The organism is Burkholderia thailandensis E264, assembly GCF_000012365.1.
Lineage (GTDB): Bacteria > Pseudomonadota > Gammaproteobacteria > Burkholderiales > Burkholderiaceae > Burkholderia > Burkholderia thailandensis.
In genome coordinates this window covers 1,538,706-1,562,849 of the sequence record NC_007651.1, presented here as the reverse complement: position 1 = coordinate 1,562,849, position 24,144 = coordinate 1,538,706, and the positions used below count along the sequence as shown (strand labels likewise).

General features: G+C 65.1%; 28 protein-coding genes, 1 tRNA gene and 1 riboswitch. Of the genes, 13 read left to right on the top strand and 16 right to left on the bottom strand.

Translation table 11 applies throughout. The features are described from left to right. Nucleotides 1-27: 27 nt before the first annotated feature. Nucleotides 28-666 (bottom strand): peroxiredoxin, encoded by a 639-nt coding sequence (locus BTH_RS19270; RefSeq protein ID WP_009889399.1) that lies wholly within the window; start codon nt 664-666, stop codon nt 28-30. 330 nt (nt 667-996) lie between these two features. Between BTH_RS19270 and BTH_RS19265 the strand changes: the two genes are divergently transcribed. From BTH_RS19265 to BTH_RS19255, 3 genes are all read left to right on the top strand, one after another. Continuing rightward, complete coding sequence (locus tag BTH_RS19265; RefSeq protein ID WP_009889398.1) at nt 997-1,299, top strand: DUF883 family protein; 303 nt, start codon at nt 997-999, stop codon at nt 1,297-1,299. 127 nt (nt 1,300-1,426) lie between these two features. After that, nucleotides 1,427-1,816 (top strand): phage holin family protein, encoded by a 390-nt coding sequence (locus tag BTH_RS19260; RefSeq protein ID WP_009889397.1) that lies wholly within the window; start codon nt 1,427-1,429, stop codon nt 1,814-1,816. A 103-nt stretch (nt 1,817-1,919) separates the two neighbouring features. Beyond that, nucleotides 1,920-2,327 (top strand): DUF3318 domain-containing protein, encoded by a 408-nt coding sequence (locus tag BTH_RS19255; protein ID WP_009889396.1) that lies wholly within the window; start codon nt 1,920-1,922, stop codon nt 2,325-2,327. Nucleotides 2,328-2,409: 82 nt separating this feature from the next. On the opposite strand, the gene BTH_RS19250 is transcribed toward BTH_RS19255, so the two are convergent. The 7 genes from BTH_RS19250 to glyA form a co-directional block, all read right to left on the bottom strand. Next, entirely contained in the window at nt 2,410-2,862 is a 453-nt protein-coding gene (locus BTH_RS19250) for a type IV pilin protein (protein WP_011402046.1), read from the bottom strand. A gap of 17 nt (nt 2,863-2,879) precedes the next feature. Next, on the bottom strand, nt 2,880-3,383 hold the full coding sequence (locus BTH_RS19245) for a pilus assembly protein (RefSeq protein WP_011402045.1): 504 nt from the start codon (nt 3,381-3,383) through the stop codon (nt 2,880-2,882). 95 nt (nt 3,384-3,478) lie between these two features. Next, entirely contained in the window at nt 3,479-4,264 is a 786-nt protein-coding gene (locus tag BTH_RS19240; RefSeq protein WP_009889391.1) for a type IV pillus assembly protein, read from the bottom strand. After that, on the bottom strand, nt 4,261-4,671 hold the full coding sequence (locus tag BTH_RS19235) for a hypothetical protein (protein ID WP_009889389.1): 411 nt from the start codon (nt 4,669-4,671) through the stop codon (nt 4,261-4,263). The genes BTH_RS19240 and BTH_RS19235 overlap by 4 nt, the downstream gene beginning before the upstream one ends. Next, on the bottom strand, nt 4,668-5,228 hold the full coding sequence (locus tag BTH_RS19230; protein ID WP_011402043.1) for a GspH/FimT family pseudopilin: 561 nt from the start codon (nt 5,226-5,228) through the stop codon (nt 4,668-4,670). Before BTH_RS19230 ends, BTH_RS19235 begins: the two co-directional genes overlap by 4 nt. A 185-nt stretch (nt 5,229-5,413) precedes the next feature. Beyond that, nucleotides 5,414-5,893, bottom strand: a complete 480-nt coding sequence (nrdR, locus tag BTH_RS19225; RefSeq protein WP_009889383.1) for a transcriptional regulator NrdR — start codon at nt 5,891-5,893, stop codon at nt 5,414-5,416. Nucleotides 5,894-5,899: 6 nt separating this feature from the next. Next, nucleotides 5,900-7,147: a serine hydroxymethyltransferase gene (gene glyA, locus BTH_RS19220; RefSeq protein ID WP_009889382.1), complete on the bottom strand. Its 1,248-nt coding sequence runs from the start codon at nt 7,145-7,147 to the stop codon at nt 5,900-5,902. A gap of 146 nt (nt 7,148-7,293) precedes the next feature. Further along, nucleotides 7,294-7,394, bottom strand: a riboswitch (ZMP/ZTP riboswitch). 207 nt (nt 7,395-7,601) lie between these two features. Between glyA and BTH_RS19215 the strand changes: the two genes are divergently transcribed. The 9 genes from BTH_RS19215 (at nt 7,602) to BTH_RS19175 (ending at nt 14,084) form a co-directional block, all read left to right on the top strand. Continuing rightward, nucleotides 7,602-8,348, top strand: a complete 747-nt coding sequence (locus BTH_RS19215) for an SDR family NAD(P)-dependent oxidoreductase (protein ID WP_009889381.1) — start codon at nt 7,602-7,604, stop codon at nt 8,346-8,348. A gap of 85 nt (nt 8,349-8,433) precedes the next feature. Further along, nucleotides 8,434-8,925, top strand: a complete 492-nt coding sequence (gene ybgC, locus BTH_RS19210) for a tol-pal system-associated acyl-CoA thioesterase (RefSeq protein WP_009889380.1) — start codon at nt 8,434-8,436, stop codon at nt 8,923-8,925. 178 nt (nt 8,926-9,103) lie between these two features. Then, nucleotides 9,104-9,781, top strand: a complete 678-nt coding sequence (tolQ, locus tag BTH_RS19205; protein ID WP_006025431.1) for a protein TolQ — start codon at nt 9,104-9,106, stop codon at nt 9,779-9,781. Nucleotides 9,782-9,791: 10 nt separating this feature from the next. After that, complete coding sequence (gene tolR / locus BTH_RS19200; protein WP_009889376.1) at nt 9,792-10,241, top strand: protein TolR; 450 nt, start codon at nt 9,792-9,794, stop codon at nt 10,239-10,241. Continuing rightward, entirely contained in the window at nt 10,238-11,242 is a 1,005-nt protein-coding gene (tolA, locus tag BTH_RS19195) for a cell envelope integrity protein TolA (RefSeq protein ID WP_009889375.1), read from the top strand. Before tolR ends, tolA begins: the two co-directional genes overlap by 4 nt. Before the next feature lie 96 nt (nt 11,243-11,338). Further along, nucleotides 11,339-12,640, top strand: coding sequence for a Tol-Pal system beta propeller repeat protein TolB (tolB, locus tag BTH_RS19190; RefSeq protein WP_009889374.1), 1,302 nt, complete (start codon nt 11,339-11,341; stop codon nt 12,638-12,640). Nucleotides 12,641-12,657: 17 nt separating this feature from the next. After that, entirely contained in the window at nt 12,658-13,170 is a 513-nt protein-coding gene (gene pal, locus BTH_RS19185) for a peptidoglycan-associated lipoprotein Pal (RefSeq protein ID WP_009889372.1), read from the top strand. A 19-nt stretch (nt 13,171-13,189) separates the two neighbouring features. After that, on the top strand, nt 13,190-13,939 hold the full coding sequence (gene ybgF, locus BTH_RS19180; RefSeq protein WP_009889370.1) for a tol-pal system protein YbgF: 750 nt from the start codon (nt 13,190-13,192) through the stop codon (nt 13,937-13,939). A gap of 69 nt (nt 13,940-14,008) precedes the next feature. Next, nucleotides 14,009-14,084: transfer RNA gene (locus BTH_RS19175), tRNA-Lys, on the top strand. Nucleotides 14,085-14,732: 648 nt separating this feature from the next. Here the strand turns inward: BTH_RS19175 and BTH_RS19170 are convergent. The 5 genes from BTH_RS19170 to BTH_RS19150 form a co-directional block, all read right to left on the bottom strand. Next, nucleotides 14,733-15,653, bottom strand: a complete 921-nt coding sequence (locus BTH_RS19170) for a DMT family transporter (RefSeq protein ID WP_011402039.1) — start codon at nt 15,651-15,653, stop codon at nt 14,733-14,735. A gap of 103 nt (nt 15,654-15,756) precedes the next feature. Beyond that, on the bottom strand, nt 15,757-16,890 hold the full coding sequence (locus BTH_RS19165) for an aminotransferase class V-fold PLP-dependent enzyme (protein WP_009889363.1): 1,134 nt from the start codon (nt 16,888-16,890) through the stop codon (nt 15,757-15,759). Between the two features lies 1 nt (nt 16,891). Then, nucleotides 16,892-17,857 carry a proline dehydrogenase family protein gene (locus BTH_RS19160; protein ID WP_009889361.1) on the bottom strand — a complete coding sequence of 322 codons (966 nt, stop codon included), beginning with the start codon at nt 17,855-17,857 and terminating at the stop codon, nt 16,892-16,894. After that, on the bottom strand, nt 17,858-18,850 hold the full coding sequence (gntB, locus tag BTH_RS19155; RefSeq protein ID WP_009889359.1) for a guanitoxin biosynthesis L-arginine gamma (S) hydroxylase: 993 nt from the start codon (nt 18,848-18,850) through the stop codon (nt 17,858-17,860). A 721-nt stretch (nt 18,851-19,571) separates the two neighbouring features. Next, nucleotides 19,572-19,805, bottom strand: a complete 234-nt coding sequence (locus BTH_RS19150) for a flagellar transcriptional regulator FlhD (protein WP_009889358.1) — start codon at nt 19,803-19,805, stop codon at nt 19,572-19,574. A gap of 719 nt (nt 19,806-20,524) precedes the next feature. On the opposite strand from BTH_RS19150, the gene galU reads away from it, so the two are divergent. Next, a complete protein-coding gene (galU, locus tag BTH_RS19140) occupies nt 20,525-21,409 on the top strand; it encodes a UTP--glucose-1-phosphate uridylyltransferase GalU (RefSeq protein WP_009889355.1) in 885 nt (294 codons plus the stop codon). 249 nt (nt 21,410-21,658) lie between these two features. On the opposite strand, the gene BTH_RS19135 is transcribed toward galU, so the two are convergent. From BTH_RS19135 to kdsA, 3 genes are all read right to left on the bottom strand, one after another. Continuing rightward, a complete protein-coding gene (locus tag BTH_RS19135; RefSeq protein WP_009889350.1) occupies nt 21,659-22,594 on the bottom strand; it encodes a KpsF/GutQ family sugar-phosphate isomerase in 936 nt (311 codons plus the stop codon). 106 nt (nt 22,595-22,700) lie between these two features. Further along, nucleotides 22,701-23,252, bottom strand: a complete 552-nt coding sequence (locus BTH_RS19130) for a KdsC family phosphatase (protein ID WP_009889348.1) — start codon at nt 23,250-23,252, stop codon at nt 22,701-22,703. Next, nucleotides 23,249-24,094, bottom strand: coding sequence for a 3-deoxy-8-phosphooctulonate synthase (gene kdsA / locus BTH_RS19125; RefSeq protein ID WP_009889346.1), 846 nt, complete (start codon nt 24,092-24,094; stop codon nt 23,249-23,251). Before kdsA ends, BTH_RS19130 begins: the two co-directional genes overlap by 4 nt. Between the last annotated feature and the right edge of the window lie 50 nt (nt 24,095-24,144).

Here is a 24,144-nt window from a genome sequence, read left to right as displayed (position 1 = left end):
CGCGCCGATGCGCGGCGCGCAAACCGCTTACTTGTTCGGCTGCGGCGTCAGGCGCAGGTACGGACGCACAGCCTTGAAGCCCTTCGGGAAGCGTTGCTTCAGTTCTTCCGGATCCTGCAGGGACGGCACGATCACGACATCGTCGCCGTCCTTCCAGTTGCCGGGCGTCGCGACCTTGTAGTTGTCGGTCAACTGCAGCGAATCGATGACGCGCAGCACTTCGTCGAAGTTGCGGCCGGTGCTCGCCGGGTAGGTGATGATGAGGCGCACCTTCTTGTTCGGATCGATCACGAACAGCGAACGCACGGTCAGCGTCTCGTTCGCGTTCGGATGGATCATGTCGTAGAGTTCCGAAACCTTGCGGTCGCCGTCGGCGATGATCGGAAAGCCGACGCTCGTCGCCTGCGTGTCGTTGATGTCGTCGATCCAGCCCTTGTGCGACTCCACGCTGTCGACCGACAGCGCGATCACCTTCACGTTGCGCTTCTCGAATTCGCCCTTGAGCTTCGCGGTCAGGCCGAGCTCCGTCGTGCACACGGGCGTGTAGTCGGCCGGATGCGAGAACAGGACGCCCCAACTGTTGCCAAGCCATTCATGGAATTTGACGCGGCCGAGGCTCGAATCCTGCTCGAAATCCGGCGCGATGTCGCCAAGACGTAGACTCATGTTGCAGCTCCTTGAACTTGCATGGGTTGGGCGCCCGAATACAGAACGCATCCGGACAAGCTTTAAGCTTAAGTGATCCCGCGGCCGGCGCGAACGATTATTCCGTCAGATATTCATGCCTTTTTATCATTTTCGCCGGGTGCGATTTGACAATCCTGGAAACTTTTTCGTTCCGGAACGGCTCTCTATTGTCTCGACAAGTCGTTTACCATCATGCTACTCAAGCGCGATCTTGCGCTGCCTGCGTGCCGTGCCGCCGCACCCGCGCGCAGGCACGGGTTTCGCTACGATGTCCGTAGCACAACCCGCCTCGGCAAGAAGGGAGTCGCAATGTCTGAAGTCAACAAGGAGAAACTGATGTCGGATATCAAAACTGTTCTCGCGGACGCGGAAGACCTGCTGAAGCAGGCCGCGAGCAGCACGGGCGACCGTGCGACCGAGCTGCGCGAGAAAGCGCTCGCGCGTCTGAAACAGGCGAAGGAGAAGGCAGCCGACGTTCAGGTGGTCGTCGTCGAGAAGGGCAAGAAGGCGGCACGCGCCACCGACGATTACGTGCACGAGCACCCGTGGACGTCGATCGGCGTCGCGGCTGGCGTCGGCGTGCTGATCGGCCTTCTGATCAATCGCAAGTAACGCGGCTCGCCACCGCGAGAGACAGCCCCCGGCCCGGCCGCCTCCGCGCGACGGCCGGGGCCATGTGCTTCGGCCCGCTCCGGTCCGTTGCGGTACCGGCCGCTCTTCGCGCGCAAGCGCCTCTTCCATGACGACAGAAACTTCATCGCACCAGTCCGGGCACGGACCGCTGCGCCGCCTGCTCGGCTCGGTGTTCGCTCTCCTGCAGACCCGGCTCGAACTCGTCGGCATCGAGCTCGCCGAGGAGAAGGAACGCCTGATGGGCGTGCTCTTTCTCGGGATCGCCGCGATGATGCTCGCGACGATGGCGCTCATCAGCCTGACGGCGCTCATCGCGATCGCGTTCTGGGATACCTATCGCTGGCAATCGCTCGCCGCCATCACAGCGCTCTACGCGCTCGGCGCATTCGCCTGCTGGCTGAAAGCGCGCTCGGGATTGCGCAACGCGCCCGTCGTATTCGAAGCGACGCTGAACGAACTCGAAAAGGACCGCGAGCTGTTCCGCGGCAAGCCGTGAACGCGTGGCAGCGTTCTCCCTCTTCTCGCCCATTTCTCGTCGACGCGCCATGAGTCACTCCGTTCCGGAACAACGATTCCACACCGCTTCGCAAAAGCGGCACATGAGCGCGGCCCAGTACCGCGCGCTGCGCAAGGAACTGCTGATCCTGCGCTCCGACGTCGAGCGCCTCGAACTCGCGCAAGCGGGCGCCGAGCTGCGCCAGTCCGTCACGCATTTCAAGTGGTTGAAGCTCCTCGTGCCTGGGGTATCGGGCGGATCGCTCGGCAAGTCGGCGAGAAACGTGAACGCGACGCTCGGCGCGCTCGTCAGCCAGTATCCGCTATTGAGCTCGCTCGCGTCGGTCGCGCTCGCGAAGCCCGTGCGCGCGCTGTTGCGCGCGAGCGCACGCCCGGCGCTCAAATGGGGCGCCGTCGGCTTCGCGGTTTGGGAGGCCTACCAGATCTGGAGGCAGGCGAAGAACAGCGACGGCGCATCCGACGCCGAGGCTCGGCAACGCACACGCCCATGACGCTTGTCGGCCGGACTGCGGACCCGATCACGCCGACCGTCCGGTTTCCGGCGTCGAGCGACCGGTTCTCGACGCGCCACATCTAGCTGGCTCGCCAGCACACATCGGCTCCCAGCACGCCTTCATCGAAGGCGGCGCCTCCGGCCGCGCGATTCCCCCGCGTGCCGTCCGCGTGCAGCACATAGACGCCGCATCTATCGCCCTGCATCGCGCCGTCGGCGGCAGGACTCGCCTCCAGTGCATATCCGCCGCGCGCGTCGTCGAGCGTGATCCGCAACACGTAGACAACCCGACCGGAATCGGGCGCCCTGTTCATCCCGTCCGGTAATGCGGCGGGCGGCGCATCGCCGAACGCGTCCACGTATTGAGCGGCGCGATACAGCGCGGCAATCGCGGTCAGCCGGTTCCCTCGTTCGACATGACTGCGATACGACGGCACGGCAAACGCCGCGAGCACGGCCACGATCGCGAGCGCGACGACCACTTCGATCAATGTGAAGCCCCGCAAGCGCGAGCTGCGTTCGATACACGACATCGCCGTTCCTCCGCCTTCTATGCCGGCCGGCCCACGACCCGGCGCCACCGGCGTTCGACGCGTCCGCTCTCGATCGCAATCTGCAATTGCAGCCACTCGACCGTATCGCGCGCCGCGCCCACACCGCGCGCGGTCACGAGGTAGGCGCGCGCGTCGGGGCGCGCCGGCAACCTCCACGCTTCGATCAAGCAACTTGGCGCCTGCGCCGCGCCCGGCCATCCGGCGTACGGCCTGAATGCGCCGATGCCGTCGAATGCACCCGGTTGCCGCCAGCCGCTCGGCTCATGCGTCGGCGCCGTGCCGCCGCTTGCCGATGGTAACGGCGCCGCGCCGCTCCGCAGTGCGTCCGCGCATGCTTCGAGCGCCGCATCCGCCGCACGGAATGCAATGAATCGGCTCGCGACGTTCGTCGTGCGCCGGACCTCCGTCGTCGCGATCTCGAACCACGCAAGCGACATGACGAGGAGCGAGGCCGTCAAGGCAAGCACGCCCGGCAGCGCGATGCCCCGCGAACCGCGCATCAGCGGCTCGCGCCGCCGCTGCGGCGCATAGTGCGGCGTCGAACGCCTCGGAACCGTCCGTGGTCGCCCCGCATTCAGCCCGGCGATGGAGCGCATCATGCGCCCGCTCGATTACGGACCGCAACATATCGCCGAAGCGATAGTCTCGCGCGAGTGTCCGGCGCGCTCGCCGCTCGCCCCTCGCAGTCGACGTAACGCGCCGCGCGCCCCGTGCGCATGCCCCGCACTTGCACGCAAACGGAAACGGCGGTCACATCGGTCCAATCGTCGGCAGACAAGGCCTGCGCATCGATCCACCGTGCGGCGCCGTGCAACCGGTAGCGCAGACGCAAGCGCTCGACACCTTCGACGAGCGGCTGCGCGATGCCGGGCCTGCCGCTGCCTTCGCAATAAAGTTCAGGTTCGCCCGTCGATGCGCTGACGCGTGCGTAGAAACGGTTGACGATCAGCGGCTGCGCGTCGGCCACGCCGACACCTTGGCCGAGACAGTCCGTCGCCCGCCCGCTCGCCGTCGGCCACGTGGAAACGCCGTCTCCCACATAGCGAACGACGAGGCCATCGGAACCGCTTGCCAGCGAATCGCATGCAAGCTGCCCGTCGGCGCCGACGGGGCGCCCCGCAGCGCAGCCGAACAGCCCCGGCACAGAGCGCGCATCAAGCGCATCGAGCGGCACGAAACCCGCCAACTGGATCTGTTGCGAGATCAGCGCGAGCGCCGCCTGCGCCGCGTCGCGCAGGCGCGCGGCATCGGCCGCCGCCGAATAGGCTGCGCGCTGCACGCGATAGAGCGTCATCGCGGCAAGCAAAATCATCAAGCCGAGCGCCATCGCGATCATCACCTCGATCAGCGTGTGCGCGCGCCAACGTGTTGCTCCCATCATTGGTGATCCGTCGATGCATAAGCGAGCGTCACGCACGGCTTCGCGACATCTTGGGCCGCCGTGACATCGCCGTCGCAATGCCGCGGCCCCGCGGCGCCCGCCCCCAACCTCTCCCATTCGACCCGTACACTCGAAATACCCGCACCTGAGCCCGTCGCTACGAGCTTCCCGTGGCGCAATCCGGACATCGACGCATCCCAATCGACGCCCGACAGTGCCCCGGCTCGCGCCATCTCGGACCACGAATCGGCAACGATCATCGCCTGCTCGCGCGCCGCGGCGTCACGCTCGCCTCGCATCGCCGCGAGCAATGCGGCGACCACACCAAGTGCCGCGACCGCGAGCAGCGCGCACGCGATCGCCGCCTCGAGCAACGTGCTCCCACGCATCGACCGAGAGCGCATCATGCCGCCGCCCCGCAGCCGCCCTCGAAAAACCGCACGCGGCCGCCCGCCGCGATCCGCAGGCAACGACGCCAGCGGTCGCCGCGCCACGCGCCCGATGCGTCACTCGGTGCAAATTCGAAACTCCGGAAGCCGCCGATCACCTGGCCTGCGGGCGGCGTGAATATGACGTCGACAGTCGCCCCCGTCACGGCGACTCGGGCATCACGCGCGATACGGCGCAACACGCGCATGCCGCGCTCGCCATCCGAGACGGCGACGGCCCAGCCGCATGACCAGTCGGTCGTCCCGTCATCGCACGGCCGTCCCGCCGCAATACAGTTCGCGGCCGCGGCGCTGCGGCAGAGCACCACGCGCGCGCCGAGCCTCACCGCCTCGCCGCGCGCATAGGCAAGCGATGCGCCGAACACGCGCGCACGCGCGTCGACCCGGTCGCGCATCCGAGCGCCCGCGAACGTCGGCACGCTCAGTACCGCGACAAGTGCGACGATCACGAGCGCGACCATCAATTCGACGAGCATGAAACCCGCCACCGCCCGACTGCCACGCTCCGATCGCATCGCCCTCTCCTGGAACCCGATGCGCCGACTCTACGCGTGCCGGCGAACGCCGACCATCCGCCGAACGGCCGAGTCGCGCGCCGCAATCGAACGCACGACAATCGCCCAGGCGAGCACGCACACCGCGTGCTCCGCAGGAGAAACGAATGGACTGGGAAACGAAACGGGAAACGGAATGCGCGAACTCAGCGCTTGCGCGGCGGTTTCGCGGGTGCCGCGCGGCGGAACTCCTCGATCACGTCCGCGAATTCGGAGACGTCTTCGAACCGACGGTAGACAGACGCGAAACGCACGTAGGCGATCGTATCGAGCTGGCGCAACTCGTTCATCACGAGTTCGCCGAGCTTTTCGCTGCGGACTTCGCGCTCGCCGGACGCGAGCAACTGATATTCGATGCGGGCGACCGCCGCGTCGATCGCATCGGCCGCAACCGGGCGCTTGCGCAGCGCCAGTTTCATGCTGGCGACGATCTTGCGGCGGTCGAATTCGGTGCGGCTGCCGTCCTTCTTCACAACGGCCGGCAACGCCAGCTCGACCCGCTCGTACGTCGTAAAACGTTTGTCGCAGGCCGAGCAGCGCCGACGCCGGCGGATCGCGGCGCCGTCTTCCGACACGCGCGAATCCACCACTTGCGTATCGTCGTGCCGGCAGAACGGGCAGCGCATGGCCGATCAGCGATAGACCGGGAAACGCTTGGTCAGGTCGGCGACCTGCGCGCGCACGCGCTCGATCGTCGCCGCGTCTTCCGGATGCTCGAGCACGTCGGCGATCAGGTTGCCGACCAGTTCGGCTTCCTGCGGACCGAAGCCGCGCGTCGTCATCGCGGGCGAGCCGAGACGCACGCCGCTCGTCACGAACGGCTTCTCCGGATCGTTCGGGATCGCGTTCTTGTTGACCGTGATGTGCGCATTGCCGAGCGCCGCTTCCGCGGCCTTGCCGGTAATGTTCTTCGCGCGCAGGTCAACGAGCATCACGTGGCTTTCGGTGCGGCCCGACACGATGCGCAGGCCGCGCTTGACGAGCGTCTCGGCCAGCACGCGCGCGTTCTCGATCACCTTCTGCTGGTATTCCTTGAATTCCGGCGACAGCGCTTCCTTGAACGCGACGGCCTTCGCCGCAATCACGTGCATCAGCGGACCGCCCTGGATGCCCGGGAAGATCGCCGAGTTGATCTGCTTCTCGTACTCGGCCTTCATCAGGATCACGCCGCCGCGCGGGCCGCGCAGGCTCTTGTGCGTCGTCGTCGTGACGAAATCGGCGTGCGGCACCGGGTTCGGGTAGACGCCAGCGGCGATGAGGCCCGCGTAGTGCGCCATGTCGACCATCAGGTACGCGCCGACCGCCTTCGCGATCTTCGCGAGACGCTCGAAATCGATCTTCAGCGCAAACGCCGAAGCGCCGGCGACGATCAGCTTCGGCTTGTGCTCGTGCGCAAGCTTATCGGCGGCTTCGTAGTCGATGTCTTCGTTCTCGTTCAAGCCGTAGCTCACGACGTTGAACCATTTGCCCGACATGTTGACGGGCGAGCCGTGCGTCAGGTGGCCGCCATGCGCGAGGCTCATGCCCATGATCGTATCGCCCGGCTTGAGCATCGCGAAGAACACGCCCTGGTTCGCCTGCGAGCCGGAGTTCGGCTGCACGTTCGCGGCTTCGGAGCCGAACAGCGCCTTCACGCGGTCGATCGCAAGCTGCTCGACGATGTCGACGTATTCGCAGCCGCCGTAATAGCGCTTGCCCGGGTAGCCTTCCGCGTACTTGTTCGTGAGCTGCGAGCCTTGCGCCGCCATCACGGCCGGGCTCGTGTAGTTCTCCGACGCGATCAGCTCGATGTGCTCTTCCTGGCGGACGTTTTCCTGCTGGATCGCTTGCCAGATCTCGGGATCGACGTTCGCAATGGTGCTTTGGGCTCTGTCAAACATACGGTTTCCGTTAAGTGTGTACAGGTTGACCGAAGTGGCCAAGTAACGTCGCGCAGCCGGCAGCGCAACCGGCTCGACGCGGCGGAGGAATTCCGAGGAACGCGAGGCGGGACAGCCACCGGCAAAGCACGCAACGCGGCGCGCACAACGGCTGCCCAGGCGAACGGCAAAAGCGACGCCCCGCGCTTCACGGTGGGATGCTCCACCTTGACCCCGAAAGGTCGTATCGCCAGTCACGCAGGGGGTATTGAGCACGCTAGTTTATTGGATGCGCCATGAATAGGCAACCGCGTGCGGCAGTCCCCACCTATATTAGGGGACAAATCCATGAGGGGCGCCGGGCGGGGGTTTGCCGCGAGCGTCGCAGACGGGCGCGCCGCTCCTTGCCGCACCGCCGCGATGTCAGTAGGCTAACGAGTTCCCCCCAGCAAGCATCGTTTTAGGAGCTGCAGCAATGATCGTGTTCGTCACCGGTGCGTCGGCAGGTTTCGGCGCCGCCATCGCCCGCGCCTTCGTCAAGGGCGGCCACCGCGTCGTCGCCTCCGCTCGCCGCAAGGAGCGCCTCGATGCGCTCGCCGCCGAGCTCGGCGGCGCCCTGCTGCCGATCGAGCTCGACGTGCGCGACCGCGCGGCCGTCGAGGCCGTGCCGGCCGCGCTGCCTGCGGAATTCGCCGCGATCGACGTCCTCGTCAACAACGCGGGCCTCGCGCTCGGCGTCGAGCCCGCGCATCGGGCGAGCCTCGACGAGTGGCAGACGATGATCGACACCAACTGCTCGGGCCTCGTCACGGTCACGCGCACGCTGCTGCCCGGCATGGTCGAGCGCGGCCGCGGCCACATCTTCAACCTCGGCTCGGTCGCGGGCAGCTATCCATACCCGGGCGGCAACGTCTATGGCGCGACCAAGGCGTTCGTGCGCCAGTTCAGCCTGAACCTGCGCGCCGACCTGATCGGCACGCCGCTGCGCGTCACCGATATCGAACCGGGCCTCTGCGGCGGCACCGAATTCTCGAACGTGCGCTACCGCGGCGACGACGAGAAGGCGGCGAACGTCTACGCAAACGTCCAGCCGCTCACCGCCGAGGACATCGCCGACACGATCTACTGGATCGCAACCCGTCCCGCGCACGTGAACATCAACACGATCGAGATGATGCCTGTCGCGCAGGCGCCCGCCGGTCTCACCGTCCATCGCGGCTGATCGCGCCGCCGGGCCGTATAGGCGGCCCGGCGAAGGCAACATTCCGTTACGAATCAGGGGAATCGGGGTCGCCTGTTCCGGTAGAATGCGCGCCATGATCGAACCCAGCCGACAGCCCGACGCGGCACCCGACTTCGCGTGGCCGGTCCGCGTGTATTACGAGGACACCGACGCCGGCGGCATCGTCTACTACGCGAATTACCTGAGATTCTTCGAACGCGCGCGCACCGAGTGGCTGCGCGCATGCGGAATCGACCAAAGCCGGATCGCCGACGAAACGGGCGCGATTTTCATCGTCCGCCAAGCGGACCTCGACTATCGCGCGCCGGCGCGGCTCGACGACACGCTGCAAATCATCTGCAGAATCGCGCGCATCGGCCGCGCGAGCGTCGAATTCGAACAACAGGCGTGGCGGGCAGACACGCTGCTCGTCGCGGCCGACATTCGGATCGGCTGCGTCGACCGCTCGGCGTTCAAGCCGACCGCGATCCCGGCCCCCGTCTTCGCCGCACTCGAACGCGGGCCGGCCATAAAGCCGGCAAGCCGTGTCAACGGCGCATGCGTGAGTGCCGTTTAGACAAAGCCGATGAACTCGACCCCATGATCCGCCACTAAGCAGGATTCGGCGGAGCGTTTCCGGCGACGCACCGCGCGAGCGCGGCGCGCAGCCGACCGCTCCACCCGGACGCCGCCGGAGCGCGCCGGCCGGGCGCATTCTGGCCAGGCCTCCCCGAAGGGACGTTACACAAACCTCTATGAACACTTCTCAAGACCTGTCGATCATTTCCCTCGTCCTCAACGCGAGCGTGCTCGCCCAGGCGGTGATGGGGCTTCTCCTCGTCCTGTCGCTGATGTCGTGGACGTTCATCTTCCGCAAGTGGTTCGCGATCCGCCGCGCCCGCGCGCAGACCGAGCGCTTCGAGCGCGACTTCTGGTCCGGCGGCGACCTGCAGGCGCTGTACCAGAGCGCCGCGAACAACCGCCACACGATCGGAGCGCTCGAGCGGATCTTCGAATCGGGGATGCGCGAGTTCCTGAAGGCAAAGGAAAAGCGCCTGAACGATCCGGCGCTGCTCCTCGATGGCGCGCGCCGCGCAATGCGCGCATCATTTCAGCGTGAGATGGACGTCCTCGAATCGAATCTGTCGTTCCTCGCGTCCGTCGGCTCGGTGAGCCCGTACATCGGCCTGTTCGGCACCGTCTGGGGGATCATGAACTCGTTCCGCGGCCTCGCGAACGTTCAGCAGGCAACCCTCGCGAACGTCGCGCCGGGCATCGCCGAAGCGCTCGTCGCGACCGCGATCGGCCTGTTCGCCGCGATTCCGGCCGTCGTCGCGTACAACCGCTACGCGCACGACATCGACCGCCTCGCGATCCGCTTCGAAACGTTCATCGAAGAGTTCTCGAATATCCTGCAGCGCCAGGCGCAATAAGGAGCACGCGATGGCCGGCACTCCCATTCGTTCCAGCATGCGCGGCGGCCGCTCGCGCCGCTCGATGGCCGACATCAACGTCGTGCCCTACATCGACGTGATGCTCGTGCTGCTCGTCATTTTCATGGTGACGGCGCCCCTCGTCGCGCCGTCGATCGTCAATCTGCCAACCGTCGGCAACGCCGCGCCCCAGGAGCAGACGCCGCCCGTCGTCATCAACATCCAGGCCGACGGCAAGATGAGCGTCCGCTACAAGGGCGATTCGGGCGCGTCGCAGGAAGACACGATGACGAAGGCCGAGCTCGACAGCTTCATCGCTGCGCGCCAGGCCGACCATCCGGATCAGCCCGTCGTGATCGCGGCCGACAAAACGGTTCAATATGACGCGGTGATGACCGTGATGTCCGATCTGAAGGCGCGCGGCGTGAAGCGCGTCGGTCTGCTCGTCAAATCGCAATGAAGCCTCGCCAGCCGCGCACCGCCGCCTATCCGCCCCGGCCGCCGCGCGAGCGCGGCACAGGCCGCGCGTTCCTGCTTGCCGCGCTGATGCACGTACTGCTCGCGCTTTTCCTGTACCACGGCGTGCATTGGCAGAACAGCACGCCGGCCGGCGCGGAGGCCGAGCTGTGGACGTCGGTGCCGGATACGTCGACGCCGCAGCCGGTGCCCGCGCCGCCCGTGAAGGTCGCTCCTCCCCCGCCGCCCGTGAAGAACGAGGAAGCGGACATCGCCCTGCAGCAGAAGCGGCGCGAGCAGCAGGCCGCAGCCGAACGCGAGGCGCAGCTCGAGGAGCAGCGGCGGCAGCAGCAGTTGAAGGCGCAACAACTCGCCGCGCAGCAGGCCGCCCAGCTCGCCGCACAAAAGGCCGTCGAGCGCGAGAAGCAGAAGCAGGCCGAGAAGCTCAAGCAGCAGCAGCAGTTGGCGGAACAGCAGCGCAAACTCGAACAGCAGAAGCTCGAGCAACAAAAGCTCGAACAGCAGAAGAAACAGGAACAGCTCGCCGCGCAGAAGAAGGCGGACGCCGAGAAGGCTGCGAAGGCGGCGGCCGCCAAGGCGAACGCCGCGGCGAAAGCAAAGCTCGACAAAGAGCGCCAGGCGCGCCTCGCGCAATTGCAAGGCATGGCGGGCGGCGGCTCGGGCGGCGGCGAAGGCCTCGCGAAGAGCGGCACGGGCACGGGCTCGGGCGGCAACGCCGCGTCGCCGGGCTATGCGGACAAGGTCCGCCGGCGCGTCAAGCCGAACATCGTGTGGGCGGGCGAGCGCGACAGCCTCGTGACCGTCGTGGCGATCCGCTGCACGCCGTCGGGCGACGTGCTCAGCACGTCGATCCGCCGGTCCAGCGGAAATTCGGGGTGGGATCAGGCGGTCATCAGCGCGATCCAGGCATCGGTGCCCCTGCCGCCCGATACCAACGGTCGCACCCCATCCGAGATTACGATTACCTTCAAGGCGGCGGAATGAGCGCGTTTGCGCTTACACTCCCGCCGTCGCACCGGGAACGAATCGGGTATTTTTGAGTCTCTGCGGTTGCGCAGCGTACATACGGGAACAGGAAGCATGAGTTTGATGACGAAGCTAGGTTTCAGGGCACTGGTGGCCTCGTGTCTGATTGCCGCGGGCGGTGCCGCCCACGCGCAGGTGAATGTCCTGATCACAGGCGTCGGCTCCACCCAGTTTCCGATCGCCACCGCGAATTTCGTCAACGAAGCGAGTCTGCCGCAACAGGTCACGTCGATCGTGCGCGCCGACCTCGCGAGAAGCGGCAAATTCACCAACGTCGACGCGGGCGGCACGCCCGTGCCGGAAACGGCGTCGGTCGATTTCGGCGCGTGGAAGGCGAAAGGCGCGAATGCGTTCGTCGCGGGCAGCGTGAGCCGCGAGCCGAACGGCCAGTACAAGGTCAACTTCATCCTCTACGACACCGTCAAGCAGCAAAGCCTCGGAGGGCTGTCGCTGACGACGTCGAACGACAACGAGGGGATGCGCAAGACCGGCCACAAGATCGCCGACTACATCTACCAGAAGCTGCTCGGCGTGCGCGGCGTCTTCAACACGCGCCTGTCGTACGTGCAGCGCACGGGCAACGTCTACAAGCTGCTGATCTCCGATTCGGACGGCCAGAACGCGATTCCCGCGCTGACGAGCAAGGAACCGATCATCTCGCCCGCGTGGTCGCCGAGCGGAACGAAGGTGGCGTACGTGTCGTTCGAGCTGAGGAAGCCCGTCGTGTACATTCACGATCTGCCGACGGGCCGCCGCTACGTGATCTCGAACCAGAAAGGCAACAACAGCGCACCCGCATGGTCGCCGGACGGTCAAACGCTCGCCGTCGCGCTGTCGCTCACGGGCAATACGCAGATCTATTCCGTCAGCTCGACAGGCAGCGGGCTGCACCGCCTGACGCGCAGCAGTTCGATCGACACCGAGCCGTTCTACTCCCCTGACGGCAAGTGGATCTATTTCACGAGCGATCGCGGCGGCGCGCCGCAGATCTATCGGATGCCCGCCGGAGGCGAGAGCGCTGGCGCCGCTCAGCGCGTGACGTTTACCGGCAGCTACAATACGAGTCCGCGCATCAGCCCGGACGGCAAGCTGCTTGCGTACATCTCGCGCACGGGCGGGGGCTTCAAGCTGTACGTTCAGGATCTGCAAACGGGTGCGGCGAATGCCGTCACCAACACGACGCGCGACGAATCGCCGAGCTTCGCGGCGAACGGTCAGTACATTCTGTACGCTACGCAATCGGGGGGCCGCAGCGTGCTGGCTGCCGTTCCGTCCGACGGCAGCGCGCCGCCGCAGATCTTGTCCGTTCAGGGCGGCGCGATTCGCGAGCCGTCCTGGGGGCCCTTCATGCAATGACCACAAGGAGAGTAACCATGATGTCGAAAAAACTTCGTCTCGCGTTCGCGATGCTGATGATCGGCGCGCTCGCCGCGTGCAAGTCGGGGGTGAAGCTCGACGAACACGCGAACCAGGGCGGCGCCGTCAGCACGCAACCGAATCCCGAGAACGTCGCGCAAGTGACCGTCGATCCGCTGAACGATCCGAACAGCCCGCTCGCGAAGCGCAGCGTCTACTTCGATTTCGACAGCTACTCGGTGCAGGACCAGTACCAGCCGCTGCTGCAGCAACACGCGCAATACCTGAAGAGCCACCCGCAGCGCCACATCCTGATCCAGGGCAACACCGACGAGCGCGGCACGAGCGAGTACAACCTCGCGCTCGGCCAGAAGCGCGCGGAAGCGGTGCGTCGCGCACTGTCGCTGCTCGGCGTCGGGGATTCGCAGATGGAAGCCGTGAGCCTCGGCAAGGAAAAGCCGGTCGCGCTCGGCCACGACGAAGCGTCGTGGGCGCAGAACCGCCGCGCGGACCTCGTCTATCAACAGTAAGTAACGGAAGAATCGCTGTATGACGCACCGTTTTTCCTGGCTGCGCACGGCCGCCGCGCTGTGCGTGGCAGGTGCGGCCCTCGCGGCCGCGCCGGCGCACGCGGGCCTCTTCGACGACGACGAGGCCCGCCGTGCGGTGCTCGACTTGCGCAGCAAGTCCGACAGTCTCGCGAGCCAGCTCGCCGCCGCGCAACGCACGATCCTCGATCAAACCAACCGTCTCGACCAGCTGAACCAGCAGGTCGCGACGCTGCGCGGCGAGAACGAGGATTTGACGAACCGTCTGACAACGCTCGAACGCCAACAGAAGGAGTACTACACCGATCTCGATACGCGCCTCAAGAAATTCGAGCCGCAGAAGACGACGGTGGACGGCGTAGAAGGCACGGTGCAGCCGGGTGAAACGGACGCGTTCAACGCGGCGTCGCAGCAGTTCCGCAACGGCAACTTCAAGGGCGCTGCGGCTTCGTTCCGCGCGTTCATCGCCAAGTACCCGCAAAGCCCCTATCAGCCGACCGCGCAATACTGGCTCGGCAACGCGCAGTACGCACTGCGCGACTACAAGGGGTCGACTGCGACATGGCAGGGACTCGTGAAGAACTATCCGCAGCACCCCCGTGCCGCGGATGCGCTGATCGCGATCGGCACCAATCAACTCGAGCAAGGCCAGAAGGCGGCCGCGAAGAAGACCCTCGAGCAGGTCGTGTCGCAGTTCCCCGGCTCGAATGCGGCGGAAACGGCGCAGAGCAAGCTGGACGCGATCAAGTGACGACGTACGACGCGACCGGCCGAAGGGTTGACACCCCTGCCGAAGGGTCGCTATAATTTCGCCTCTTTTGGGTCGTTAGCTCAGCTGGTAGAGCAGCGGACTTTTAATCCGTTGGTCACTGGTTCGAATCCAGTACGGCCTACCAAGAAAATCAAGGGCCTGGCGTTCGCGCCGGGCCCTTCTCGCATCTGCGGCGTCTACGCTGAGCGCCGCATCAGCAACGCCGAAGAGACGCTCATCGTCGAGTCGCCCGTGCTTGTTCCGACGCAGGGTCGCACGCCTCGTGCTCGACGCTTCTCCCGCTCCAGAGAAACACGCGCCACTCACGTTGACGACAAGCGACGCGGCCGGTTGCGCTGTTGCGCTTCGCGCCATTCGGCTGCGTCAACGGGCACGCGCGCCGTCGTCCCGATTCGCATCGCCGCGAACGCCGGCGCGCCGCAACGAGATGCCCGTCCGATGAGCAACGCATGGCTCGACTCTTCGAAACGACGCGCCCGAACGAATCTCCGCTTTCCACGCAGCCGCCCCGCCTTCCAGGCTCACATCGCCTCGACCGCAAACGTCGCCCAGCGTATGACATAGACAGCCACGGCCAGCGCGAGCGCAATCAGCCCGCCTTCGATCAACGCAATGCCTGCCGACACGAATCGATTCATGTTCACGAGCCCCTCCGCATGGCATGAATGCCGTTCGATTGTTGCCCGGGTTCTTGCGCAGCGAGCGCGCCCATCGGCGCAACGCGATTCGATCTCAGCGAATCAACGTGGATTCCGCGCCGACGGATACGGATTCATGCACCTCTTCTCGACGGCTGAACGCCCGCCGTCTTGCCGATCTTGCCGCGCGCATTGACCAACGCAACGCCGATCAACGTGATGCCGCCGCCCAACAGCGTGATCAGCAACGGCTGCTCGCCAAGCCAGACCCAACTGATCAGGATCGAAAGCGGCGGCGACAGATACAGAAAACTCGTGACCTGCGAGGCGGGCGCCCGCCGCAGTGCGAAATTCCACGCGATGTATCCGACGAAAGTCGGCGCGATGCCAAGCCATGCCAATGCGGCGAGCCGGGCGTGCGACGCATCGCCGATTGCGGCGGCGAGATGCGGCGCGCCGAACGGCGCGGCGGCGACGGTCGCCGCGGCGAATGCCGCCGCCGTCACGCCGAGCGATCCGACGCGACTGAGGATCGGCTTGAGCCCCACCGAATAGATCGCGAGGCCCGCAACGCTCACGAGCACCCATAGCGCCGCCGGCTCCATCCTTAACCCCTGCCCGCTCGTGACGACGACCAACGCGACGCCCGCAAGCGCGATCATGAAGCCCGCCGCCTTGATCATCCCGATCGATTCGCGCAGCCAGATCGCGGACAACAGTGCGGTCGCCCCCGGTGACAGCGCGATGAGAATCGCCGCGGTGCCGCTCGGAATACGCGTCTCCGCGTAAGCGAGACAGAGGTGATAAACCGTCAATCCGAGAATGCCGAATATCGCGATTCTCGGCAGATCCCGCGCGGCCGGAAGCGCAAAGCGCTTGACCACCCATAACACCGCAAAACTGATCGATGCGACCAGCAATCGCGAAAAGGCGATCTCGCTGGGCGTAAACGCGCCCAAGCAGTAAGCGATGGCGGCATACGAAGAAGACCACGTCAACAAGGCAATGCCGATAGCTCCTAAAGCCCGGCCATCGAGGCGTCCGTTTGTTTCCATCCGTTTGATGTTCCTGTGATGCGGCGAGTGAAATGCTTGTTATGTATCGATGCCGATTCGATGAATAATGCGCGTCCCCTGATTCACCGAAGCAGCGTGCGCGTCACGTCGAACTGAAAAGCGCCCGCTCGAGGTCGTCGATATCGGACATCGCGTTCGTGCAATGCACGGATAAACGAATGGCCGATTCGTATCCGCGTGCGCCCAGATAGAGCGGCGTATGACTGCCCGCGATTTTCCATGCATTGATTCGATGTGATCTTAAATGATTAACGAGTTCGATGGGCGTCCGATCTCGATGCACGAAGCTCACGATCCCGCTGTGAACCGATCCCGGATGAAGCAACGTCACGTCGCCGCGAGCGGCGAGCCGCTCGCAAAGCGCCGCGTAGATCCGTCGGGCGGCATCGAGATCCCGGCCGCGCGCCTCGTCGACGGCGACCTTCAGCCCCATCGACGCCGCCAGATGCATTTCGCTCAATTCGAGCCGACGCGCGCTGTCGTCGTGCAATCGATGCCGGTCGAGCGCCAGCACTTCCGCCGCATGCAGATCGATCGGATGATCGCCCAAACGGTCGAGCCAGCGTTGCGACACGATCGCGAAGCCGGTGCCCCGCGGCCCGCGCAGAAACTTGCGGCCTGCAGCCGTCAGCAGGTCGCAGCCGATTCGCTGAACATCGATGTCGAGCTGGCCGGCGGACTGGCAGGCATCGACCGCGTAAAGCGCATGCGGACTCGCGTCGCGAAGGATGCGCCCGATCCGCTCGACCGGCAGCACGATGCCGCACCCCGAAGGGACATGAACCACGCTCGCGAGGCACAACGATTCACCGGCGTGCGTTTCGATCCATTGCAGATCGAGATCGCCGTTATCGAGCAGCGGCACGACTTCCAGTTCGAGCGCATGCCGCGCGCACAGCTTCTGCAACGCGAGCAGGTTGCCCGCATATTCGTACGGCGTCGTCCACACCTTGCCGCGGCCGCGCCACCCGGCGACGGCATTCACGCACGTCAGCCATGCCCGCGTGCCGCTGTCGAAAAGCGCGACGCTGCTGCTCGACCGCGCGTTCAGCAACGACGCCAAGCCGGCTCTCAACGCGTCCAGCGTCTCGGCGTGCAGGCGCTCGGCCTCGTACGCGCCGTGCTCGAACTCGGCGTTCAGGTAGGCGGTCATCGCGCGAATGACCGCCGGCGACGCCAGTCCCGCGCCCGCGGTATTGAAATGAATCGGGCGCATCTCAGTATTCGCCGCCGAATACGATGCGCGACGGATCGTGGATATCCGCAAGCGCCTGCAGGACGGTCTCCGGCGCTTCGGCGAGGCGATGAAGGAAATGAAGATACCAGTTGTCGCCGAACGTGCCGTAGACGCGGCACTTCACGCCGTCGCGACGGAGATCGCGCAGCCGGGTCGGCTGCACGCCGTGCAGCATCTCGATTTCCGCCCTGTCGGCCAGCAGCCCGTCGCGCATCAGGCGTTCGATGAGCGCCGGGTCCTGCGTCGCGAAGCTGCGGTCGATGCCGGCGTCCGTCATGCGGCGCGCCAATTCGGCGTAGCGGTCGTCCAGCGCGGGAGAGCGCGGCAGCGCCCGCTCCGGGATTTCGTCATAGACGCCCTTGACGAGCCGGATCTTGCGCCCGGTCCGCAGCACTGCGTCGAGATCGTCCGGCGTGCGGTGCAAATATGCCTGCAGCGTAATGCCGATATTCGCGTGCGAGGCGGCGAGGCGGTGGAACACCGACAGAATGTCGTCGACCATCGGGAAGCGCTCCATGCTGAGCGTCACGAACGCGCCCTTCTCGTCCGCGGCGGCGACGATGCGCCCCGTCACCTCGCACGCGAGATCGGGAGCGATCAGCAAGCCGACGTTGCTGAGATCGAAATTGAGTTCCGTGCGCCGCCCCAGCCCGCCGTGCGGCAACAGGTCGATCAATTGCAGATACTGCGCTTCGATGCGCCGGACCTCGTCGCGATCGGTGACGTTTTCGCCGACGTATTCGAGACCGACTTCGTATCCTTTCCCGGCCAGCAGGCGCATCCGGTCAACCGCGGTTCCGGCGTCGCCGGCGACGATGTAGCGGCTCGCCGGCACTTGCAGCCATTCGCGCAATGCGGTTCCTTGCCGGAAACGCTGCGAGTATTGCGGATTCGCGGCGAATCCCTTCAATGCGGCTGCGGCGAGCGTTTTGATTTCGTTGTTCATTCAGGCACCTTGTCGGGAAGCTACGGGAGCATCGAGGGGAGCGGAAACGCGGATCTCGTCGAGAATCGAGCGCATGACGGATATTCGTCCGGACGGTGCGGTGAAAATGCCGCCCAGCGCGCGATTGGCCGCCGCATAAGCGGGATCCTCCATCAGGATCGCGTGCGCGCGCCTAAGATTCCAGAACGGAATACCCGCGAGCAAATGGTGAACGAGGTGATAATTGTCACCATGCATGCCCACGAACGCACGCTCGATCAAAACGGGAAAGCGGTTACGCGTGATCGTCAGCGTGCTGCGAGTCGTGCGGATCACGGGATAATGCTCCGAAATTTCGGAAAACCACCCAATCACCTGGAATGTCGTGATGATTGGAACGATCCAGAAAACGACATAACCCAGCGGGCCGACCGCGACATAAAAGGCCGCGAAAATAGCCGCCTGCGTCAGCACCAGTTGCGCCAGTTCTTTTTTCGCTCGCGATATTTCTCCGAGCCGGTTCATCAACAAATATCTAAGATAGCCGGCGACATTGAGAAGCAGGATGGTCTTGACAATGAACCGCGTGACGAAATCGAGACGGTCACGCACGTCGAACAGGCCGCTTTCGATGTAATGGATGTAATCGGGATCGCGTCGCGCGTCGCCGAGAAAGGTGTGATGGTCGAGCACGTGCGATTTGACGTAAGCCCGGTGGCTTTGGAAGATCGGATAACCTGCAAGCCAGCGCCCGAACAGATCGTTCAGCGCGCGGTTGCGCATGAATGTCTTGTGGCAGGACTCGTGCAGCAAGGAAGCGAGCGCCCGTTGCCGCGACCCGATCACGAGCAGCGAGAGCGGGTAGCACCACATCGACCAATATGTCGCATAGACGGCCGCCGCGATACAGAGATAATCGCCGGCCAGTTCCAGCGGCCCGCGCCAGTTATTCAGGGTGAATAAAGGCCTCAAGCGCTCGCGGATTTCTTTTGAGAACACGTGCTTTTCTATCATGGACATTCCTGTTCTTAATTACTTCTTCTAGGCACTTCCCGATGACACCGACACAAGATCGAAAATCGATTTTCCCGACAAATTCCATTCGGAAATCAAACAAATAGCCAAGGCGAATATTACATATTTAATATTGACAATTAAACATCGAATTAGTCGACATTCGCTCGGTTCTTCGTCTAATAGTCGAACGATTTCGACACTTCGACGAAATTGCGTCGAGACAGTAAATATTTCCGGCCGGAACTGCAATCGAAGCGCGTACGGCGACACAGTCATCGACGTTCGCGCCGGATGTGCGCCCGGATAGCGCCTCGGCCGCAGCGCGAGTCCCGACTGACGACCATTTTTCGCGCACGACGGCCCGCGACCGCGCCGATTCGCGGCACCGGCGATGCATCGCATCGGGGCTCGCGCCGTGCGTAGCGGCAAAATCGCGAACAGACAGTACGGGCGGGTTACGAGCGCGCGGCCATGCGCGTCGCGAGAGAAGCGGCCGATAAGCGAAGATGCCGGCGGCCGCCGCAACGGAGCGGTCTGCTCCCGTGCGAAACCGTGCGGCGGCTGCGATGAATTGGTTGGGCGTCGATGCCGGCGCAAGCCGTGCGCGAGACGCGTTGTCCCGCTCGCCCGGAGCGCGTGCGCGCCCGCGCATTGGAGACGCTACCCGACGAATCCCACGCGCGGGCGCGGCTCGCCTTTCGCCGATCGGATCGGCCCGTCAGGCCCGCCCGGGCATCGCGTCGGCGCGAAGCCGGCAAACGAGTTCGCCGTTGTCCGCGAGACGTTCGAGTTGAGCCGGTGTCATCGTGACGAGGCGAATCGCGAGTTCGTTCGAAATGCCGAGTATCGCCCGGGCACGGTCGGCGTCCTCGCACAGCAAACGACGTACGAGCTGGAGATACCGCTGATTGAATTCCGCGATCTCCTCGAACGCGTCTTTTTCTTCTTCCATGCCTGCCTCGTTTCGATGACGAACGCGCGCGTCCGCAAACGTTCTCGCAAGCGCGCTCGTCGGCCCGACACGCCACTTGCCGGCGCAGATTAACGTATGCAAGCCGCGCCCATCCGACATCATCCCGCCGCATTCCGCCAAATGACGGTCGGCAAACGCACGCGCCGCGCCGTCGAATGTTCGCGAGCATCAACGCCGTCGCCCCGCGACACCGTCAACGCCGCTTCCCGCTCGCGTCGGCATGCGATCCGCACTCGACTTGCAGTCGCCATCGGTCAATTGCTACGTCGAATCGGACACAACGATAGGCGCGCTCGCGCGTCCGCCCTCATACTCGCTTCCGGCCAGCCGCTCCCCCGGGCGGCGAACCTTCCGTTCACTCGGAATTGGCCTGCCTGCACGCGCCGTTGCAGGCGGGCGCTTTTTCCTTCACGTCGAACCCGATGCTGCGTGACGCGCTCACATCGAACGCCGAACGCATTGATCGCGAACATCGTCGCGCCCGCAGCACGTCTCTTCGCATTCGCCCCATCCATGTTTGATCGAATCGATATCGTCAGAAGTCTGTCCGATCGAACCTATATTTAGCGCAACCAAACAATTCAAAGCGCCCTACCATCGCTTTACGCGCGTGCATCGCCGGCGTCGCTCGTTCTCGACCACGAGCAGCCACCTCGCACGCAAACGTTTAACTTCTTCGATGGAAGGTTCGACGCTCGATGTTGAAAGTCACCAAAGCCGTATTCCCCGTCGCCGGCCTCGGCACCCGCTTTCTGCCCGCAACGAAAGCGAGTCCGAAGGAAATGTTGCCGGTCGTCGACAAACCTCTGATTCAATATGCGGTCGAGGAAGCGATCGCCGCAGGCATCACCGAGATGATCTTCGTCACGGGCCGTAGCAAGCGCGCGATCGAGGATCACTTCGACAAGTCATACGAGATCGAGGCCGAACTCGAGGCGCGCGGCAAGGAAAAACTGCTGTCGCTCGTGCGCAGCATCAAGCCGCGGCACGTCGACTGTTTCTACGTGCGCCAGGCCGAGGCGCTCGGGCTCGGTCATGCGGTGCTGTGCGCGCAGAAGCTCGTCGGCGACAGCCCGTTCGCCGTCATCCTCGCGGACGATCTGCTCGACGGCCGGCCGCCCGTGCTGCGGCAGATGATCGACGTGTTCAATCACTATCACACGTCGGTCATCGGCGTCGAAGAGATCGCGCCGCAAGATTCGAAGTCGTATGGCGTGATCGACGGCAAGCGCTGGGAGGACGATCTCTTCAAGCTGTCGGGCATCGTCGAGAAGCCCGATCCCGCCGCCGCGCCGTCCAATTTCGGCGTCGTCGGCCGCTATGTGCTGACGCCGCGCATCTTCGATCATCTGCGCGCGCTCAAGCCCGGCGCCGGCGGAGAACTGCAATTGACCGACGCGCTGCAATCGCTGCTGAAGGACGAGCAAGTGCTCGCGCATCGTTACGACGGCACACGCTTCGATTGCGGCAGCAAGATCGGCTATCTGAAGGCGACGGTCGAGTTCGCGCTGCGTCACCCCGAAGTCGCGACGGAATTCGAGCGGTACCTGAGCGAGCGTTTCCCGGAGCTCGTCGCGGCGTGACCAATCGCGCACCGTGCGCGCGCGGCCCATGTGCGCGTGCGACGCGCGGCTTGCGCCGCCCGTTTCCGGCGGCGCAAGCGACGCGCGCGCGCCCGTCAGGCCGACGAACGTTCAGCGCGCGCCGCGCCGACGCAGGCGAGCCGGCTCCAGGCCGCTTCGCACGGCGTCTCGCGCGGCTTCCGACTGTTTCCGACGGCGCTAGATACTTCGCAATCCGATATAAACGTCCGGACGCCGTCGAGAAGCCCCCTATTTCTTGAATACGCCGACGACGTCTTCGCCGTCGAACACCAACAGCGCGTTGATGCGCCGCGTCTCCATCATCAACAACGCGTCTTCTACACGCGTGCCGAGCGGCACCATCGCCGGGTCCTTCGACATCAGATCGGATGCGACTCGCCGGAACAGCGTGTCGCCATACGCCTCGACCGCGCGGCGGACATCGCCGTCGGTGATGATCCCGAAACCCGTTTCACGCCGCACGATCGCGAGCCCGAGCCGGCCGCGCGTCATCACCTGCAGCACGTCGATCGCCTGCGCGCGTTCGTCGACGAACGGCAAATCGCCGGCGGCCATCTCGTCGTCGACTTTCGACAACAGACGCCGGCCGAGCGAGCCACCCGGATGGAAGCGCGCGAAATTCTCCGGGCGAAAGCCGCGCGCCTTCATCAGCGTGACGGCAAGCGCGTCGCCCATCGCAAGCGCGGCCGTGGTCGACGACGTCGGCGCGAGCTGAAGCGGACACGCCTCCTGCTCGACGCCGGCGTCGAGATGACTGTGCGCCGCCTGCGCGAGCGTCGATCGCGCGTTGCCCGTCAGCGCGACGAGATAATTCCGGTTGCTCTTCAGAAACGGAATCAGCTTGATCACTTCGTCGGTTTCCCCCGAATACGAGATCGCGAGGAACGTGTCGGCCGGCGTCACCATGCCGAGATCGCCGTGATACGCCTCGCCCGGATGCATGAAAAAGCTCGGCGTTCCGGTGCTCGCGAGCGTCGCGGCGATCTTTCGCCCGATGATTCCGGATTTGCCCATGCCGCAAACGACCACGCGGCCGCTCGAACGCAGGATCGCGTCGACCGCGTCGCCGAACGATTCGTCGACACGGGCGGACAGACCCGCGAGCGCGCGCGACTCGATGTCGAAGACTTGCCGCGCGGAATCAAGATAGTTGTAATCGTTCATCTGGGAGCCGCCGTAAGCGATGAAGGTGTTTGGAAACCGTCGCGCGCGCCGCCGCGTGAGCGGCATGAACCCGGCGGCCGGTACGGCAACGTGATGCGCGGGGCCGTCATTGGACGACGGCATGTCGTGCCCATTGGTCGAGCAACGGCCGATACGCGTCGTCGAGCGACAGCCCCGAGCGCAACAGCACGTGTTCGGCGACTTCGCGCGCGGCGCCCTCGCCGCCCGCGCGCGACACGACGTAATCGACGCGCCGCTTGACGAGCGCGTGCGCGTCGGCGGGCGCATACGAAACGCCGACCAAATCGATCACGGGCAGATCGTTCACGTCGTCGCCGACGTACGCGATCGCATCGTCGGCGAGCGCCTCTTCCGACTTGATGCGCGCATAGCCGGCGCGCTTGTCGTCGCAGCCCGACACGAACACGTCGAAGCCGAGCTGCCGCGCGCGCCAGGCGAGCGCGTCGCTGCTGCGTCCCGACAGAATGCCGCTGCGAATGCCGTGCGCGCGCAGCAGCGCAACCGCAATGCCGTCCTTCGCGTGAAAGCTCTTCATGAACTCGCCGTCACCCGTCACCTGCAGCCGGCCGTCGGTCAGCACGCCGTCGACGTCGAACAGCACGAGCCGAATCGCCCCGCGATAGGCACACGCGCTCATCGAATGTCGAGCGCCGGCATGCGCTTGACGAGATCGTCGATCGCCTTCATCTGCGACAGAAAACCTTCGAGCAGAGGCAGCGGCAGCGCGCTCGGCCCGTCGCAGCGCGCGCGCTCGGGATCGGGATGCGCTTCGACAAAGAGCCCGGCGATGCCGACCGCGACGCCCGCACGCGCGAGATCGAGCACTTGCCGACGCCGGCCGCCCGACGCCTCGCCGAGCGGATCGCGGCATTGCAGGCTGTGCGTGACGTCGAAGATCACCGGGCAGCCGCCTGTCGCCTCGGCCATCTGCCGGAAGCCGAGCATGTCGACGACGAGATTGTCGTAACCGAACGAGCTGCCGCGCTCGCACAGCATCACGCGATCGTTGCCGGCTTCGAGACATTTGGACACCACGTGCTTCACCTGCGTCGGGCTCATGAACTGCGGCTTCTTCACATTCACCGGCTTGGCCGCCTTCGCGATCGCGACGACGAGATCGGTCTGCCGCGCGAGAAACGCAGGCACCTGCAGCACGTCGGCGACTTCGGCGACGGGTGCGGCCTGTTCGACCTCGTGCACGTCGGTGATCACCGGCACGCCGAAGCGCGCCTTCACCTCGGCGAGAATCTTCAGGCCTTCGTCGAGCCCGACGCCGCGATACGAATGAATCGACGAGCGGTTCGCCTTGTCGAACGACGCCTTGAACACGAACGGAATGCCGAGCTTGCGCGTCACCGCGGCGTATTCGCTGCACACCTCGAGCGTGAAGTCGAGACTCTCGAGCACGTTGATCCCGCCGAACAGCACGAAAGGCCGGTCGTTGCCGGCCGTGATGCCGGGGCTGATTGCTACGTTCATAGGTCAAATCTCCAAATGAACCGTCCCGTGCGCGCAACGCGCCGATTCCG

Excerpts from the sequence above, each read along its gene's own strand:
- BTH_RS19270 (WP_009889399.1), bottom strand. The coding sequence starts at position 666 with ATGAGTCTACGTCTTGGCGACATCGCGCCGGATTTCGAGCAGGATTCG.
- BTH_RS19265 (WP_009889398.1), top strand. The coding sequence starts at position 997 with ATGTCTGAAGTCAACAAGGAGAAACTGATGTCGGATATCAAAACTGTT.
- BTH_RS19260 (WP_009889397.1), top strand. The coding sequence starts at position 1,427 with ATGACGACAGAAACTTCATCGCACCAGTCCGGGCACGGACCGCTGCGC.
- BTH_RS19255 (WP_009889396.1), top strand. The coding sequence starts at position 1,920 with ATGAGCGCGGCCCAGTACCGCGCGCTGCGCAAGGAACTGCTGATCCTG.
- BTH_RS19250 (WP_011402046.1), bottom strand. The coding sequence starts at position 2,862 with ATGTCGTGTATCGAACGCAGCTCGCGCTTGCGGGGCTTCACATTGATC.
- BTH_RS19245 (WP_011402045.1), bottom strand. The coding sequence starts at position 3,383 with ATGCGCGGTTCGCGGGGCATCGCGCTGCCGGGCGTGCTTGCCTTGACG.
- BTH_RS19240 (WP_009889391.1), bottom strand. The coding sequence starts at position 4,264 with ATGATGGGAGCAACACGTTGGCGCGCGCACACGCTGATCGAGGTGATG.
- BTH_RS19235 (WP_009889389.1), bottom strand. The coding sequence starts at position 4,671 with ATGATGCGCTCTCGGTCGATGCGTGGGAGCACGTTGCTCGAGGCGGCG.
- BTH_RS19230 (WP_011402043.1), bottom strand. The coding sequence starts at position 5,228 with ATGCGATCGGAGCGTGGCAGTCGGGCGGTGGCGGGTTTCATGCTCGTC.
- nrdR (WP_009889383.1), bottom strand. The coding sequence starts at position 5,893 with ATGCGCTGCCCGTTCTGCCGGCACGACGATACGCAAGTGGTGGATTCG.
- glyA (WP_009889382.1), bottom strand. The coding sequence starts at position 7,147 with ATGTTTGACAGAGCCCAAAGCACCATTGCGAACGTCGATCCCGAGATC.
- BTH_RS19215 (WP_009889381.1), top strand. The coding sequence starts at position 7,602 with ATGATCGTGTTCGTCACCGGTGCGTCGGCAGGTTTCGGCGCCGCCATC.
- ybgC (WP_009889380.1), top strand. The coding sequence starts at position 8,434 with ATGCGCGCCATGATCGAACCCAGCCGACAGCCCGACGCGGCACCCGAC.
- tolQ (WP_006025431.1), top strand. The coding sequence starts at position 9,104 with ATGAACACTTCTCAAGACCTGTCGATCATTTCCCTCGTCCTCAACGCG.
- tolR (WP_009889376.1), top strand. The coding sequence starts at position 9,792 with ATGGCCGGCACTCCCATTCGTTCCAGCATGCGCGGCGGCCGCTCGCGC.
- tolA (WP_009889375.1), top strand. The coding sequence starts at position 10,238 with ATGAAGCCTCGCCAGCCGCGCACCGCCGCCTATCCGCCCCGGCCGCCG.
- tolB (WP_009889374.1), top strand. The coding sequence starts at position 11,339 with ATGAGTTTGATGACGAAGCTAGGTTTCAGGGCACTGGTGGCCTCGTGT.
- pal (WP_009889372.1), top strand. The coding sequence starts at position 12,658 with ATGATGTCGAAAAAACTTCGTCTCGCGTTCGCGATGCTGATGATCGGC.
- ybgF (WP_009889370.1), top strand. The coding sequence starts at position 13,190 with ATGACGCACCGTTTTTCCTGGCTGCGCACGGCCGCCGCGCTGTGCGTG.
- BTH_RS19170 (WP_011402039.1), bottom strand. The coding sequence starts at position 15,653 with ATGGAAACAAACGGACGCCTCGATGGCCGGGCTTTAGGAGCTATCGGC.
- BTH_RS19165 (WP_009889363.1), bottom strand. The coding sequence starts at position 16,890 with ATGCGCCCGATTCATTTCAATACCGCGGGCGCGGGACTGGCGTCGCCG.
- BTH_RS19160 (WP_009889361.1), bottom strand. The coding sequence starts at position 17,857 with ATGAACAACGAAATCAAAACGCTCGCCGCAGCCGCATTGAAGGGATTC.
- gntB (WP_009889359.1), bottom strand. The coding sequence starts at position 18,850 with ATGATAGAAAAGCACGTGTTCTCAAAAGAAATCCGCGAGCGCTTGAGG.
- BTH_RS19150 (WP_009889358.1), bottom strand. The coding sequence starts at position 19,805 with ATGGAAGAAGAAAAAGACGCGTTCGAGGAGATCGCGGAATTCAATCAG.
- galU (WP_009889355.1), top strand. The coding sequence starts at position 20,525 with ATGTTGAAAGTCACCAAAGCCGTATTCCCCGTCGCCGGCCTCGGCACC.
- BTH_RS19135 (WP_009889350.1), bottom strand. The coding sequence starts at position 22,594 with ATGAACGATTACAACTATCTTGATTCCGCGCGGCAAGTCTTCGACATC.
- BTH_RS19130 (WP_009889348.1), bottom strand. The coding sequence starts at position 23,252 with ATGAGCGCGTGTGCCTATCGCGGGGCGATTCGGCTCGTGCTGTTCGAC.
- kdsA (WP_009889346.1), bottom strand. The coding sequence starts at position 24,094 with ATGAACGTAGCAATCAGCCCCGGCATCACGGCCGGCAACGACCGGCCT.